This window comes from Rhizobium sp. TRM95796 (assembly GCF_025779995.1).
Taxonomy (GTDB): domain Bacteria; phylum Pseudomonadota; class Alphaproteobacteria; order Rhizobiales; family Rhizobiaceae; genus Rhizobium_E.
In genome coordinates this window covers 192600-206733 of sequence record NZ_JAOXHE010000009.1, presented here as the reverse complement: position 1 = coordinate 206733, position 14134 = coordinate 192600, and the positions used below count along the sequence as shown (strand labels likewise).

Annotated in this window: 15 protein-coding genes; 5 read left to right on the top strand and 10 right to left on the bottom strand. The window is 63.6% G+C overall.

Annotated elements, in window-relative coordinates:
- Nucleotides 1-17 precede the first annotated feature (17 nt).
- Entirely contained in the window at nt 18-1127 is a 1110-nt protein-coding gene (locus OCK01_RS19320; RefSeq protein WP_182829611.1) for an ABC transporter ATP-binding protein, read from the bottom strand.
- A gap of 344 nt (nt 1128-1471) precedes the next feature.
- Between OCK01_RS19320 and OCK01_RS19315 the strand changes: the two genes are divergently transcribed.
- Nucleotides 1472-1834, top strand: coding sequence for a hypothetical protein (locus OCK01_RS19315; protein WP_182829922.1), 363 nt, complete (start codon nt 1472-1474; stop codon nt 1832-1834).
- A gap of 190 nt (nt 1835-2024) precedes the next feature.
- Here the strand turns inward: OCK01_RS19315 and OCK01_RS19310 are convergent, their stop codons facing one another.
- The 5 genes from OCK01_RS19310 to OCK01_RS19290 are packed head-to-tail and all read right to left on the bottom strand — an operon-like array spanning nt 2025 to nt 6906.
- Nucleotides 2025-3485, bottom strand: a complete 1461-nt coding sequence (locus OCK01_RS19310; RefSeq protein WP_263825339.1) for an aldo/keto reductase — start codon at nt 3483-3485, stop codon at nt 2025-2027.
- Between the two features lie 4 nt (nt 3486-3489).
- Nucleotides 3490-4461 carry a branched-chain amino acid ABC transporter permease gene (locus OCK01_RS19305; RefSeq protein ID WP_263825338.1) on the bottom strand — a complete coding sequence of 324 codons (972 nt, stop codon included), beginning with the start codon at nt 4459-4461 and terminating at the stop codon, nt 3490-3492.
- Nucleotides 4458-5369, bottom strand: a complete 912-nt coding sequence (locus OCK01_RS19300; protein WP_263825337.1) for a branched-chain amino acid ABC transporter permease — start codon at nt 5367-5369, stop codon at nt 4458-4460. The genes OCK01_RS19305 and OCK01_RS19300 overlap by 4 nt, the downstream gene beginning before the upstream one ends.
- The gene (locus OCK01_RS19295) at nt 5366-6109 is read right to left on the bottom strand and encodes an ABC transporter ATP-binding protein (RefSeq protein WP_263825336.1); all 744 of its coding nucleotides are present in this window, start codon (nt 6107-6109) and stop codon (nt 5366-5368) included. Before OCK01_RS19295 ends, OCK01_RS19300 begins: the two co-directional genes overlap by 4 nt.
- A complete protein-coding gene (locus OCK01_RS19290) occupies nt 6106-6906 on the bottom strand; it encodes an ABC transporter ATP-binding protein (RefSeq protein WP_263825335.1) in 801 nt (266 codons plus the stop codon). The genes OCK01_RS19295 and OCK01_RS19290 overlap by 4 nt, the downstream gene beginning before the upstream one ends.
- Before the next feature lie 99 nt (nt 6907-7005).
- On the opposite strand from OCK01_RS19290, the gene OCK01_RS19285 reads away from it, so the two are divergent.
- From OCK01_RS19285 to OCK01_RS19270, 4 genes are read left to right on the top strand one after another with little or no spacing between them, the layout of a single operon-like run.
- Entirely contained in the window at nt 7006-7716 is a 711-nt protein-coding gene (locus OCK01_RS19285) for a GntR family transcriptional regulator (protein ID WP_263825334.1), read from the top strand.
- Nucleotides 7717-7724: 8 nt separating this feature from the next.
- Nucleotides 7725-8066, top strand: a complete 342-nt coding sequence (locus tag OCK01_RS19280; protein WP_263825333.1) for a TIGR04076 family protein — start codon at nt 7725-7727, stop codon at nt 8064-8066.
- A 4-nt stretch (nt 8067-8070) separates the two neighbouring features.
- On the top strand, nt 8071-9117 hold the full coding sequence (locus OCK01_RS19275; protein WP_263825332.1) for an aldo/keto reductase: 1047 nt from the start codon (nt 8071-8073) through the stop codon (nt 9115-9117).
- A gap of 1 nt (nt 9118) precedes the next feature.
- Nucleotides 9119-10375 (top strand): ABC transporter substrate-binding protein, encoded by a 1257-nt coding sequence (locus OCK01_RS19270; protein ID WP_263825331.1) that lies wholly within the window; start codon nt 9119-9121, stop codon nt 10373-10375.
- A 73-nt stretch (nt 10376-10448) separates the two neighbouring features.
- Here OCK01_RS19270 and OCK01_RS19265 read toward each other — a convergent pair whose 3' ends face one another.
- The 4 genes from OCK01_RS19265 to OCK01_RS19250 all read right to left on the bottom strand — a co-directional run bounded on the left by OCK01_RS19265 (nt 10449) and on the right by OCK01_RS19250 (nt 14063).
- Nucleotides 10449-11702: a cysteine desulfurase-like protein gene (locus OCK01_RS19265; RefSeq protein WP_263825330.1), complete on the bottom strand. Its 1254-nt coding sequence runs from the start codon at nt 11700-11702 to the stop codon at nt 10449-10451.
- A gap of 38 nt (nt 11703-11740) precedes the next feature.
- Nucleotides 11741-12496: an amino acid ABC transporter ATP-binding protein gene (locus OCK01_RS19260; protein ID WP_318530245.1), complete on the bottom strand. Its 756-nt coding sequence runs from the start codon at nt 12494-12496 to the stop codon at nt 11741-11743.
- 22 nt (nt 12497-12518) lie between these two features.
- Complete coding sequence (locus tag OCK01_RS19255; protein ID WP_263825329.1) at nt 12519-13196, bottom strand: amino acid ABC transporter permease; 678 nt, start codon at nt 13194-13196, stop codon at nt 12519-12521.
- A gap of 81 nt (nt 13197-13277) precedes the next feature.
- Entirely contained in the window at nt 13278-14063 is a 786-nt protein-coding gene (locus tag OCK01_RS19250) for an ABC transporter substrate-binding protein (protein ID WP_263825328.1), read from the bottom strand.
- Nucleotides 14064-14134: the final 71 nt, after the last annotated feature.

Genomic DNA, 14134 nt, shown 5'->3' with positions numbered 1-14134 from the left:
GCTCGACCTTCTGAGGGTCATTTTTGAAAGACATGCATATCCCGTGCATTCCAGCCCAGACAGACCTCCTCCCCGGGACTGAACTGCAGATGCGTTTCGGGATCGTGATCGAAGACGCGCATGAGCGCGTCCCCCAGTTCCCCGACACGGATTTCATAGACGACACGCTCGCCTTCGAAAATGCAGTCGACGACGCGCCCGGCCACCACCGTTTCCAGGCCGGCGAGACCGTCGCCCTTTACGGCGATGCGGACCTGCTCGGCGCGCACTGCCCCGGCGCAGCGGGAGCCTACCGCAAGCTTCGGATCGGCGGCGACGCCGGCGAGGCGTCGGCCATTCGATTCGATCGCCGCCGCCGGCGCCGAGAGATCGACGACCCTGCCGTCGATGAAATTGGTGACCCCGATGAAATTGGCGACGAAGGCGTTGGACGGCGTCCGATAGGCGTCGACGGGCCGCGCATTCTGCTGGATCTCGCCGTCATTCATGACGATGACCTCGTCGGACACCACCAAGGCCTCTCGCTGATCGTGGGTGACATTGATCGTCGTCACCCCGAGTTCCTTTTGGATCCGCCGAAATTCGAGCTGCATCTCTTCGCGCAGCTTGCGATCCAGCGCGGCCAGCGGCTCGTCGAGCAGCAACAGGTCCGGTTCGAACACGAGCGCGCGGGCGATGGCGACACGCTGCTGCTGGCCGCCCGAGAGCTCGCCGATCCGCCGATCGCCATAACCGCCGAGCCGAACGAGGTCGAGATATTTTTCGACCTTCTCGGGGATGACGCGGGCGTCGTGGCGACGCATTTTCAGCGGGAAGGCGATGTTTTCCCCAGCCGTCATATGCGGGAAGAGCGCGAGCTTCTGGAAGACCATGCCGATGGCGCGCCGATGCGCCGGCACCGCGCTTACCGGGCGGGCGCTGATGAAGATCTCGCCGCTGGTCGGGCGGTCAAAGCCGGCGATCATGCGAAGAAGCGTCGTCTTGCCTGAGCCGGACGGACCCAGGATGGTGAGAAAGCGCCCTTTGGGCAGATCGAACGAGGCGTTCTTCACAGCCTGGACCGCGCCGAATTTCATTCCGACATTCTGAACGGAAACAGCGATCTGGTCGGCGGCTGCAGCGCCCATGGCATGTCCCCCTGCGTATCTCTGCTCGGAGTTTTTCTCCGAACGCCATCGGCTGGCGGTCTGTCGGCCCGGACCAATTGGGCGTTCGATGACAGATGTATAAACATATTCATACAAGTGTCGTCAATCGACCATCGGGGAAGTCGGCCCCATTATCCGCCGCGGTGAATGAATACGGCGGCGGCGATGTGAACGCGTGGCGGCCGGTATCAGCGGCTCGTTGCGAAGGCTAAGGCGCGGCATGTGCATCTTGTCCCGGCGCCCTCCTTGCGTCGCCCGCCATTGGAGGTAAACTGATGGCGTTATCGACATGGAAAGCTGGGAGGAGCGACTTCATGAGACGAATGTGGCCTGACGACCTCGACTTCATACTGAACGACGCGGAGGAGGTGACGCTTGAGGAGCCGGGAAGCGGCGAAGCCGGTTCGGCGAAAGAGGGGCATGGGTCGCGCCAGGCGTTGCGCCTGAGGATCACGCAGCAGGATTTCGAGCGGATCTGGCCTTTGGCCGAAGCGCGCTACCGGCTGGGCGGCGCCCGGCTCGGCAAGGCGATTACGCTCATCACCACCAATCCGCACTATCATCGTTGGCACCCCACGGACGGCGGCGTCGAGGAGCATGTGAGCGAGAGCGGCCGGCAGGTGACGACGAACTATGTCATCGTCCATTTTCTCCTCGACGATGTGCGGGAGACGGTCGACGCCTGAGAGCGAAGACCTCGCTTTTTTCGCGAGATAAGACATCTCCGCCGGAACAAGGAGGCGGAGATGTCTGAAAGCCGGCTCCAAGCCTTTTGTCGAGCGGCGACAACGTCCTTTCATCCCGCCGGCAAGGCGGCGCAGCCTTGCGATTGGCTCTCGCAATCCTTCCAGCTTGGCGAAACCATCCGGGAGCGGCTCAGCCGACCACCGCTTCCGCTTCGATCTCGACCTCATAGTCGCCGATCAGATTGCCGGCCTCGATCAGCGTGTTGGCCGGCAGGACCTCGCCGAACACGCGGCCATGGGCGCGCGAAACCGGTTCCCATTGATTGGCGTCCTTCAGGTAGATGCGGGTGCGCACCACGTCTTCCATCTTGCCTCCGAGTGGGGCGAGCGAGGCGGCGATCTTGTCGAGGATATAGGTCGCCTGTGCGCCCGGGTCTCCCGGGGCGACGCAGCGGTTTGCGCCATGGGTGGCGGTGGTGCCGGAGACGAGGATGCGGTCGCCGACGCGGACCGCGCGGCTGTAACCGGCAATCGGCTCCCAGACGCTGCCCGAGGATACTCTGAGACGATCGGGGCGCCCCGGCACGGGCACGGCCTGATAGACCGAGGGGATCGCGTCGAGATGATGGCTGAGATCGCCTGAGGCCGTGAGGAATGGCGGCTTGCGATATTCATCGCCGCAATCGCCGGGAATGGGCGTGGTCTGCGCGAAAGCCGCATCGAGCGCGGCATGGTCGTCAGCGTCGAGCGCGAAGCGGAAAACGTTGAGATTGTCGTCGCGATGCTCGCTCTCTCCCAGGCGCGCGCCGATGATCGTGGCGGCGACCGCCTCATGTTCCAGCACCCACCGGCTTGCGACATTCGACAGCGAGACATTGTGCTTGCGAGCGATGCTTGAGGCGGCGCGGAGGATCGCCTGATAGGGCTCCCAGCCGCCGGCCGCATCGATGAAGCGCTTGTATTTCGACCGGCTCCAATCGGCGATCTCGGTGGGTTCGGGCTTGCCGAGCCACTTTTCCGAGAGGAACCCGCCGCAGAGCGTGCCATAGGCGAGAAGCTTGACGCCGGATCTGGCGCAGACGCGCGAGAGATCGCCTGCCGCGCGGCGATCGATCAGCGAAAAGGAAACCTGATTGCTGACGATCTCGATGCCGTCGGCCAAGGCCAACGCCAGATGCGCGGCATCGACATTGGTGAGGCCGAGCGCGCCGATGAAGCCTTCTTCTTTCATCGCCTGCATTTCATGCAGCGCGTCGAGCCAGGCCGGATGTTCAAACGTCCACCAGTGAAATTGCAGCAGATCGATCTTGGAGACGTTCAACCGCTCCAATCGCTCCTCGACGCCGCGCCGCACGATCTCGTGGGTCATCGGGCCGGGCTCGGGGCACCATTTGGTAAAGGCGCGGGGTCTGTCGGCGCTGTCGAAGCGGGCCAGTAGGCGGCCGGTGATGATCTCGGCAGAGCCGTAATGATCGGCCATGTCGAATGTGTCGAAGCCCGCCTTCGCATAGGCGGCCAGCGCATCGGCGCCGGTTTCGGGATCGATGGTCTCGCCGTTCTTCTCGATGTCGGCGACCTGCCAGAGGCCGCAGACGAGGCGGCTGATCTCCAGCTCGGGAGTGAGGCGGATACGGTCGGGGCGGGCGGTCATGGTGTCAGTCCTTGGGTTTTGCGGCGCGGGCGGATTTGAGGCGGCTCAGCGGGCTGACCTCTCCGAACAGGCCGCGAGGGCGCCAGAGCAGCATCAGGCAGAGCCCGACGCCGATGGCGACGATTTGCAGGGAGGCGGCGCGCGCCTGTTGGTCGGGCGGAACGAAAGTCGAGACGGCGGCGGCCGTCAGCGCCCAGAGGCCCCAGACGAGGATGGCGCCGGCGATGGCGCCCTTGTTGTTGCCGGAGCCGCCGACGATGAGCATGGCCCAGACCTGGAACGTCAGGATCGGCATGTAATTGTCCGGCGCGATGAAACCGATGAAATGCGCCTGGCAGGCGCCGGCGAGGCCCATGATCGCGCCGCCGAGCGTGAAAGCCTGCAGGCGGAATCGGATCGGCCGCTTGCCGAGCGCCTGCGCCGCCGTTTCATCCTCGCGCACGGCGCGCAGCACGCGGCCCCAGGGGCTTTTCGCCAGATGCTCGAGGCCGAGATAGAGGCAGAGAACGACGACGGCCATGACGCCGAAATTGGCGAAGCTGAACAGTGCTGCATTTTCCTGCCATTCGCCGAACGGCCGAGGGATGAAGCCGATGCCGAAGGCGCCGCCGGTCACCGGCTGCAGATTGAGCATGGCGAGTTGCATCGTCACCGCCACGCCGAATGTGGCGATCGCGAGATAATCGGCGCGCAGGCGGATCGTCAGCGCCCCGACGCCCCAGGACAGAAGTCCTGATAAAACCGCCGCGCCGAGCCAGCCCACGACGATCGGCAGGCCGAAGCCGCCCAGCCGATCGGGCGCGTCGGGCGTCGTCAGAATGGCAGACGTGTAGGCTCCAACCGCCACGAAGGCGGCGACGCCGACATTGAACAGCCCGGTCATGCCCCATTGCACATTGAGCCCCAGGCAGATGACCGCATAGGTCAGCGCCACGGTCAGGAAAAAGGCGGCGTAAGCGAGGATATCGAGGCTCATGTCGCTCTCCCGAACAGGCCGCGCGGGCGCGCGAGCAGAACCGCGATGAGGATGACGAAAGCGACCCCCGCGCGCCATTCCGCGCCGACCAGCTGCACCGCCAGCGCTTCCAAGAGGCCGATGATCAGCCCCGCCAGCATCGCGCCCGGCACGCTGCCGATGCCGCCGAGGATCGCGGCGGCGAACAGCGGCAGCAGCAGGTCATGGCCGAGATAGGGGCGGATCTGGATGAGCAGACCGCTCATGACGCCGGCCACGCAGGCGAGCGCCGCGCCGAGGAACCACGCCGTGCGGATCACGCGGCGCACATCAATGCCGGCGATGCTGGCGAGCGCCGGATTTTCACTGACCGCGCGCATGGCGCGGCCGATATCGGTGCGGGTCATCAGGAGATGCACGACGATCACCGCGATGGTCGCGAGCGCCAGCATCAGCAACTGGTCGGGCGTGGCGCGCAGGCCGCCGCCGAGCTTCATTGCGATCTGCAGCGCATTGGTGAAATAGGCGGGGCTGGAGGTGAAGATGAATTCGAGGAGGCTGCGCAAAGCCAGCGATGCGCCGAAGCTCGCCATGACCATGATGATCACGGCGCTGCCCCGGCGGCGGAAGCTGGAAAACAGCAAGGCGTCCACGGCAAGCGCCAACAGTCCGGTCAGCATGATCGCAAGTAGCATGCCCAAGGGCAGTGACCAGCCGAATGAGAAAGGGCCGATAGCCGCAGTCAGGTCCGTCGCGAGATAGCCGAGCGCGCTGGAGACCGCGAGAGCGAGATAGGCGCCCCAGGACAGAAGCTCGCCATGGGCGAAATTGGAAAAGCGCAGGATCGAATAGGTCAGCGTGACGCCGACCGCGCCGAGCCCGATGATCGACCCGGCAATCAACCCATCCATGAGAAACTGAGGGTTCATGGGGAAGCCCTTTCGGTGGAATGGGTCGCGCCCAGATAGATCTTGCCGACCAGCGGATCATCCGCCAGTTCCGCCGGCGTTCCCTGGTGGCGGATCTGCCCCTCCGCCAGAATCACGGCGCGGCTGGCGATGGCGAGCGCCGCCTTCACATTCTGCTCGACCAGGATCACGGTCACGCCGCTGGCGTTGACGCTGCGGAGCATGGAAAAGACCTCGCCGACGATCTTGGGCGACAGGCCGGCGGAGGGCTCGTCGAGAATGATGACGGGCGGATCAAGCGCGAGCGCGCGGGCGACCGCGAGCATCTGACGCTGTCCGCCAGACAGCGCGCCGGCGAGGCGAGAGGGCTTCGAGGCCAGATCGGGAAACCGTGCAAACAGCGCCTCGATCGCCGGCTTGCGCTGGGACCGCGGCAGATGCGCGACCGCGATCTGCAGGTTTTCGACAATGCTCATGGTGGCGAAGACATTTTCGGTCTGCGGCACGAAGCCCAGCCCTTCCGCCACTTTCCGATGCGGGGCGACGCGGGTGATGTCGCGGCCATTCAACGTCATAGCGCCTGAATGGATCGGAACCAGCCCGGCGATGGCCTTGACGAAAGTGGATTTGCCTGCGCCGTTGGGGCCGAGCAGCACGACGAGTTCACCCTTCCGGACCTCGAAATCGACGCCGCGAACAATCGGCAGGTCAGGCTCGTAACCGGCGACCAGGGCCTTGGTGGAGAGGACGATGTCGCTCACAAGCCGCCTCCGAGATACGCGTCGATGACGGCGGGGTTGGCCGCCACATCGGCAGGAGAGCCCTCCGCCAGCAGTTTTCCGAGCGCCATCGCCACTACGCGCGAGCAGAGCCGGGAGACCATGTCCATATTGTGCTCTATCAGCAGGATGGACACGCCCTGACGGTTGAGCGCCGTCACGCGTTCGATGATCACCTCCAGCAAGACGGGATTGACGCCCGCTGCCGGCTCGTCGAGCAGGATCACATTGGGATCGGCCATCAGCACGCGAGCGAGTTCGAGCAGCTTGCGCTGGCCGCCGGAGAGAATCCGCGCCGGCTGAAGTTCGAGATGCGAGAGCGTGACGAAATCCAGAAGGCCGCGGGCTTTGTCGATCAGCGCGGCCTCGCGCGCCCGCACCGCCGCTGGTCGGAGAAAATTGGCGAACAGGCTTTCACCTGCCTGCTGCTGGCCGCCGACCAGCACATTTTCGAGCACGCTCATTTCCGGGAAGGGGCGGGGGATCTGGAAGGTGCGCGCCAAGCCATGCGCGATGCGGGTTTCGGGCGCTGCAGCCGAGACTTCGCGGCCGGAAATCCACAATTCTCCAGATGTCGGCTTCAAACTGCCGGCGATGAGATTGAACATGGTGGTCTTGCCGGCGCCGTTCGGCCCGATCAGGCCGACCATTTCGCCGCGGCCGACTGTCAGCGACATCTCGGAGACCACCGTCAGGCCTTCGAAACGTTTGGTCAGCCGCCGCGCGTCGATGACGGGCGGGGAGGGAGCTATCGAAGTTTGAACGTTGCTGGCGGCCATTCTCAAGATTCAGACTTGATTTGATGTATGATGTTTGATCAAACTTTATGGGCGAAGGAAAATCAACCGGAATTTCTCGTGGAGACGCATGAGGCGGAGATGACGGACCTACAGAGCAATTCCGTGGAAGGGCTGACGCCGGTCGGGCGGGAAACCGTGCAGGATCGCGTCTATGGCCAATTGCGGCAAACCCTCATCAGCGGAGGTTTCGCCGCCGGAGACGCGTTGCGCATCGTCGATCTCGCCGAGCGGCTGCAGACCTCCACCATGCCGGTGCGCGAGGCGTTGGGGCGTCTGGTGTCCGAACAGGCGCTAGAGGCGATGCCGAACCGCACCGTCCGCGTGCCGTTGATCACCCGCCAGCGTCTCGATGATCTGGAACGCGCCCGTGTGCTGATCGAAGGCCGGATGGTGGAGCTCGCCATCGCCAATCTTTCTCAAGAAGATCTTGAGGTTCTCAAGGAGATCAACCGGGAGTGTGATCTGGCCTTCGGGGAACACGGTCTGGACATCGGTCCGGTGACATCGCGCTTCAACCAGCGCTTCCATTTCCACATCTATCAGGCCGCCGGTTCGAATGTGCTGATCCCGATCGTCGAGAGCCTCTGGCTGCAATCCGGCCCGGTCGTGCGCGCCGCCGCTCAGATCCATGATGAACAGGGCGGACTTGCCGCCACCGACCATCACTGGGCGATGATCGAAGCGATCGAGCGCGGCGACGCCGAGGGCGCGACGCGGTCGCTCGCCAACGATATCGGCCGGTCCTTCGACCTCGTCAGAACCCGGCTTCTCGCCGAACAAGCCGCGTGAGGAATGCGATGAGTGTCAATGACTTGTTCGAACTCTATGACCTGCGCGTCGAGGTGGTTATCCCGGAGAACGGCCCCGTCTATTGCGGCGCCAAGCCCGGCGACCATTTCGAGCTTCGCGGCGAGATGCTGCATCTGCCGCCCGGACAGGGCGTCTCGATCTATTCGCTCGCCTCGGTTCTGCCGCTGCTGGCCGCCAAGCAGCGCCCCACACATCCACATGACTGGATGACCACCGACGCCGAAATCGCCTGTCCGGACCCCAATTGCGCGACGCGCCTGCGCATCAAGCGGCTGGGCCTGCGCCAGTTCAGCCACGCCGAAACGACTGCCGTTCCCCTGAAAGACTGATCTCATGCAACGCATCTCCCTAGCCCCCGGCTACGACATCTCCCGCGTCATCCGCGGCGGCTGGCAATTGGCCGGCGGACATGGCGCCGTCGATCCGGACGCGGCCATCGACGATATGGTCGCTTTCGCCGACGCCGGCATCACGACCTTTGATTGCGCTGACATCTATACCGGCGTTGAGGAGATGATCGGCCGCTTCCGCCTGCGCTATCGCGATCTTCGCGGCCAGGACGCGCTCGACCGCATCCGGGTGCATACCAAATTCGTCCCCGATCTCGCGGTGCTGCCCACCATCAGCAAAGCCTATGTGGAAGGCGTCATCGACACCTCGCTGAAGCGGCTCAATCTCGACCGACTCGATCTCGTCCAGTTTCACTGGTGGGCTTACGACATCGACGGCTGGCTCAAGACGGCAGGCTGGCTGAAGGAGTTGCAGCAGGAAGGCAAGATCGACAAGGTCAGCGCCACCAATTTCGACAGTGAACATATCGAGGCTTTGATCGGATCAGGCGTGCCGCTGGCCTCGCTGCAGCTGCAATATTCTTTGCTCGATCGCCGGCCGGAAAAGCGGATGACGGCGCTTGCCGCCGAGAACAACTTTGCGCTGTTCTGCTACGGCACCGTCGCCGGCGGGTTTCTGAGCGATCGTTGGCTGGGAGAGGCCGAGCCCGAACATCCGCTCGAGAACCGCTCGCTGACCAAATATAAGCTGATCATCGACGATATCGGCGGCTGGGACCTGTTCCAGGCGCTGCTCGCCGCGCTGCGACGCATCGCCGACCGGCATGGGACCGACATCGCCACGATCGCCAGCGCCGCCATGCTGCGCCGGCCCGGCGTTGCCGCCGTCATCGTCGGCGCGCGTAATCGCGATCATCTTGCCGCCAATCTGGCGATCTCCGACACCCAGCTGTCGGATCAGGATCTCTCCGAGATCGAGGCCGTCATGGCCGAGGCCAAGGAGCTGGAAGGGGACGTCTACACGCTCGAACGGGATCGGACGGGACGTCATGGGAGCATCATGAAATACAATCTCAACAAAGGGGAATGACATGAAAAAACTGGTTCTCGCATCCACCATGCTGGCGGGCCTCGCGCTGCCGGCCTTCGCCGCCGATTGCGACATCACCGTCGGCGTCGTCATGGAACTGACCGGCCCGGCCGGCGAATATGGCAAGGCCGGCGCAAAATCGATCGAAATGGCCTTCCGCGACTTCAATGACGCCGGCGGCGTCGACGGCTGCAAGCTGGTCATGGACACCCGCGACAGCCAGAGCCAGGGCAACGTCGCCGTCGACCAGGCCACCCAGCTGGTCAACATCAAGAAAGCGCCGGTCATCATCGGCGGCATCATCTCGTCGGTGTCGATCCCGATCCTGACCTCGGTCACCGCGCCGGCCGGCGTGCCTCAGGTCTCGCCCGCCTCGTCCTCGCCGACGCTGACGGCGCTCGGTCGCGACGGCAAGACCAATGGCGTCTTCTTCCGCACCATCACGTCCGATGCGCTGCAGGGCACGGCGGCTGCGAAATACGCCATCGACCAGGGCCTTAAGAAGATCGCCATCATCAACGTCAACAACGACTTCGGCGTCAACATGGTGAAGGAATTCTCCGCCGCCTACACCAAGCTCGGCGGCGTCATCACCTCCACCACACCCTATAACGAAAAGCAGGCGAGCTATTCGGCCGAAGCCAGCGCTGCAATGAACGGCGAGCCGGAAGCCCTCTATCTCGTCAGCACGCCTGTCGATGGCGCGACCATCGCCCGCGCCTGGATCTCCGGCGGCGGCCCGGCCAAGTTCCTGCTCAATGACGGCATGAATTCGGGGGATTTCATCTCCGCCGTCGGCGCGCAATATCTGAACGACGCCTATGGCACGTCCTCGGGCACCAGCCCGACTGCGTCGACCGAGTATTTCAACGCCAATTACGAGGCGTTCTCCGACGGCATTTCGCCGTCGGCGCCGGCCGCCGACCGTTCCTATGACGCCGGCGCGATCGTCGCGCTCGCCATCGCCAAGGCCGGCAAGGCCGACAAGGCGGCGATCAAGGCGGCTATTCCCGAAGTCGTGGCGGCTGGCGGCGAGCCGATCCATGCCGGCAAGGCCGAGTTCGAAAAGGCTTTGAAACTTCTTAAGGAAGGCAAGCCGATCAAGTATGAAGGCGTGATCGGCAATGTCAGCTTCGACAAATATGGCGACATCACCGGCCCGTTCCGTCTCTGGAGGATCAAGGACGGCGAGGTGACGACCCTCGGCCAGATGGAAGCCGACGAGGTGACCAAGCTCAAGGCGTCTCTTGGCGAATAACCGGCGACGCGATGAAAACCTGGGCGGCGCGATTTGCGCCGCCCAGTACGTTCCGAGTTCAGGCTGAGTCAATTCAGACCAGTTGTTCGAGCACTCGATCGAACCGCGAAATCTCTTCTACGGTATTGTAGTGCACCAGCGTCGCTCGAAGCGCGCCGCTGTCCATGGCGAGCCCCAGTCGCGCCATCAGGCGCGGCGCATACATATGGCCGTCGCGGATCATGAAATTCGCGTCGGCCATGGCCTGTGCCACATCGGCCGGGCGACGGTCGGGAAGGTTGAAGCAGAAAGTCGGGACGCGCTCTGAAATCCGGGTTTCGTCCGAGACGCCATAGATCGTCGCGCCATGCGATGTCAGCACCCTCAGCATCGCCCGCGACAGCGTCAGTTCATAGGCGCGAATGGCGGTCATTCCGGCAACGAGATCGTCACGGCGGGAGGTCGTGGACGTCGGGGAGAAGTTTCGGCCCAGCGCGGCGAGATAATCGACGGCCGCGCCCATGCCGACGGCGTTCTCATAGGTGAACGTGCCGACCTCGATCTTGTGCGGCGGGACATCGGGGATGAAGTCTTCCTTGAAGGTCGGCAACGCCTTCAGAAGGTCGAAGCGACCCCAGAGAAAGCCCATATGCGGCGAGAAATTCTTGTAGCCGGAGCAGACGAGATAGTCGCAATCCCAGTCCTGCACGTCGATCAGGCCATGCGGGCCATAGTGAACGCAGTCAAGAAACACCTCCGCGCCGGCGGCATGCGCCATCGCGCCTGCCGCCTTTACATCGACCAGCGAGCCGATGGCGTGCGACGCCACGGTGCAAGCCACCAGCCGCGTGCGATCATTGAGCAAGGGCGCGAGATCTTCGACATGCAGAGCGCCGTCGTCGCGCATGCGCCACCAGACGCATTTGGCGCCATGGCTTTCCAGCGCCAACCATGTGGCGATGTTGGCGTCATGGTCCATATCGGTGACGACGATTTCGTTGCGCGCGCCAATCAACCGGGCGATGCCGAGGCTGACCAGCCGGATGAACGAGGTGGCGTTCATGCCGAAGGAGATCTCGGCGGGATCATAGGCGTTGACGAGATCGGCGACGCGGGCGCGGGCTTCGGTGATCGCCTCATCGACGGCGCGGCTTGCGGCATAGCGACCTCCGCGCTGCACCATGCGATGCAGCATGTGATGGCCGACCGCGTCGAGCACGCCCTGCGGGACCTGCGCGCCTGCGCCATTGTCGAAATAGACGGGATCGCCGGGCAGCGACAGCGCCGGAAAATGCGCGCGTATCTGCGCGAGCGGGAACGCGCCGCCTTGTTCATGGGCAGGGGACATCGGGTGCTCCAAGGGTTCGGAAGGCCGCCGAAGCGGCGTCAATGCATGATCTGGCTGAGGAAGGCGGCGGCGCGCTCGGTCTTGGGGGCGGAGAAGAATTCCTCGGGCCGCCCTTCCTCGCAAATCGCGCCGTGATCCATGAAGATCACCCGGTCGGCGACACGCCTGGCGAAGCCCATTTCGTGGGTGACGACCAGCATGGTCATGCCGTCTTCGGCGAGTGAGATCATCGTATCGAGCACTTCGCCGACCGTTTCAGGGTCCAGCGCCGAGGTCGGCTCGTCAAACAGCATGATCTTCGGCTGCATGCAGAGCGAGCGCGAGATGGCCGCGCGCTGTTGCTGGCCGCCGGAGAGCTGCGCCGGATAGCGATCGGCGAGATGGCCGATGCGGACGCGCTCGAGGTAGCGGCGCGCAATATCCTCGGCGTCCTTGCGGGACGTCTTCTTGATCGTCATCGGCGCCACCGTGCAGTTTTCCAGAATGGTCAGATGCGGAAACAGGTTGAAATGCTGGAAGACCATGCCGACCTCGCGGCGGATCTCGTCCAGCCGCTGGCCTTTGGCGCCGAGCTCGATGCCGTTGACGGTGATCGCGCCGCTGTCATGCTTCTCCAACTGGTTGATGCAGCGGATCGTCGTCGACTTGCCGGAGCCCGACGGGCCGCAAACGACGATGCGCTCGCCTTTGGCGACCGTGAGGTTCACGTCGCGCAGCGCGTGGTAGCGGCCGTAAAACTTGTTGATGCCGCGCATGACGATGGCGGGCTGATCCATCGATTTGAGATCGCTCATGGACGTCTAGGCTTTCTGAAGATCAATGCGTCGACCGGGCGGCGGCGCTGCGCTTTTCGAGATAGCCGACCAGGCGAACCAGCGGCCACAGAATGACGAAATAGATGATGGCTGCGCCGATCAGGGGCGTGGGATTGGCCATCAATGCCTGCGTGTCGTTCGCCTGCTTCAAGAGATCGGGCATTGCCACGACCGAGGCCAGCGCCGTGTCCTTGACGGTCGAGATGCAGTTCGAGGTCAACGGCGGGATCATCACCTTGATCGCTTGCGGCAGGATGATCTTGCGCATGGATTGCCAGAACGGCATGCCCAGGCTGGCGGCCGCTTCGAACTGGCCTTTCGGCACATTCTCGATGCCGGCGCGGCAGACTTCCGCGGTGAAGGCCGACAGCACCATCGACAGCGCCAGCGTGGCGGAGGTGAATGAGGAGAAGGAAATGCCGACGAAGGGCAGGGCGTAATAAATGAGGATCAGCACGACCAGGATCGGCAGCGCGCGGAACACATCGATATAGGCGACCGCAAGATACTGGAACGGCTTGGGCGCGTAGAGCCTGACGAAGCACAGCGCTAGACCGAAGATGCTGCCGAAGAAGATCGCGGAGACGCCGAGAAGCAGCGTGTTGCCGAGGCCGCGCAGCAGGATGGGGAAGGACCGAACGAGGATCTCCCAATTGAAGAAGGTTTCGATCAGACCCATGATGTCTATCCCGCGCTAAGCGCAACCTGGTTCGATGAACAGTGTCGGAGGCTGCGGCGTTTCCGCCGCAGCCTAACGCAGTTACTGCGCTGCCGGAATGGGCATCACGGTGACGGTGGAGGTGCCGGCGTCGGGCTCTGCGCCGAACCACTTCTTGTGGATGGCGGCGAGCGTGCCGTCGGTCTTCATCGCCGAAATCGCGTCGTTGATCTTCGGAAGGAGTTCATGGTCCTTCTTCGCCATCATCGCGAAACGCTCGCCGGTGGGGATGCGGACGAGGATCTTCAGGCCCGGCACCTTCTGAATGGCGTATTGAAAGCCCGCGAGTTCGCCCGCGCCGCCTTCGATGCGGCCGTTCTGCACGTCGAGCAACAGGTCCTGCTGGGCGGCGTAGCTCTTGACTTCGGAGATGCCGAGCTTGTCGGCGTTTTCCTTGGCCCAGGCTTCGCCGGTGGTGGCGGCGACGACGCCGATCACCTTGCCCTTGAGATCTTCGAGCGTTTTGACCGAGGAGCCGTCCTTGCCGACGATCGTGCCGTCGCTGTCATAATAAGGCTGGGTGAAGGACTGGGTCTTCAGGCGGTCATTGTTGATCGAAATCGAGGAGATGGCGAAATCGATGCGGCCGGAGCTGGTTGCGGCGAACAGCGCCTGGAAGCCGAGCGGCTGGAATTCCACCTCCATGCCGGCGCGCTTGGCGGCTTCCGTGGCGACGTCGATTTCGAAGCCTTCGAACGTGCCGGACTCATTCTGGAATTCCCAGGGCGGATTGGCCGCGTAGGAGCCGACGATGATTTTTCCGTCCGCGAAGGCCGATGAAACCATCATCGTGAAGGCGGCGGCGGCCATGAGTGCTTTTTTAAACATTGTTCCTCTCTTTTCTCTTTGTTGACCAGGATAGTGGCAGTTCACGTCGTATTTTCCGAGGCGAGGCGCAT

Coding starts and splice junctions, on each gene's coding strand:
- OCK01_RS19285 (WP_263825334.1), top strand. CDS start 7,006: ATGACGGACCTACAGAGCAATTCCGTGGAAGGGCTGACGCCGGTCGGG.
- OCK01_RS19260 (WP_318530245.1), bottom strand. CDS start 12,496: ATGAGCGATCTCAAATCGATGGATCAGCCCGCCATCGTCATGCGCGGC.
- OCK01_RS19265 (WP_263825330.1), bottom strand. CDS start 11,702: ATGTCCCCTGCCCATGAACAAGGCGGCGCGTTCCCGCTCGCGCAGATA.
- OCK01_RS19300 (WP_263825337.1), bottom strand. CDS start 5,369: ATGAACCCTCAGTTTCTCATGGATGGGTTGATTGCCGGGTCGATCATC.
- OCK01_RS19250 (WP_263825328.1), bottom strand. CDS start 14,063: ATGTTTAAAAAAGCACTCATGGCCGCCGCCGCCTTCACGATGATGGTT.
- OCK01_RS19270 (WP_263825331.1), top strand. CDS start 9,119: ATGAAAAAACTGGTTCTCGCATCCACCATGCTGGCGGGCCTCGCGCTG.
- OCK01_RS19315 (WP_182829922.1), top strand. CDS start 1,472: ATGTGGCCTGACGACCTCGACTTCATACTGAACGACGCGGAGGAGGTG.
- OCK01_RS19280 (WP_263825333.1), top strand. CDS start 7,725: ATGAGTGTCAATGACTTGTTCGAACTCTATGACCTGCGCGTCGAGGTG.
- OCK01_RS19320 (WP_182829611.1), bottom strand. CDS start 1,127: ATGGGCGCTGCAGCCGCCGACCAGATCGCTGTTTCCGTTCAGAATGTC.
- OCK01_RS19310 (WP_263825339.1), bottom strand. CDS start 3,485: ATGACCGCCCGCCCCGACCGTATCCGCCTCACTCCCGAGCTGGAGATC.
- OCK01_RS19255 (WP_263825329.1), bottom strand. CDS start 13,196: ATGGGTCTGATCGAAACCTTCTTCAATTGGGAGATCCTCGTTCGGTCC.
- OCK01_RS19305 (WP_263825338.1), bottom strand. CDS start 4,461: ATGAGCCTCGATATCCTCGCTTACGCCGCCTTTTTCCTGACCGTGGCG.
- OCK01_RS19290 (WP_263825335.1), bottom strand. CDS start 6,906: ATGGCCGCCAGCAACGTTCAAACTTCGATAGCTCCCTCCCCGCCCGTC.
- OCK01_RS19275 (WP_263825332.1), top strand. CDS start 8,071: ATGCAACGCATCTCCCTAGCCCCCGGCTACGACATCTCCCGCGTCATC.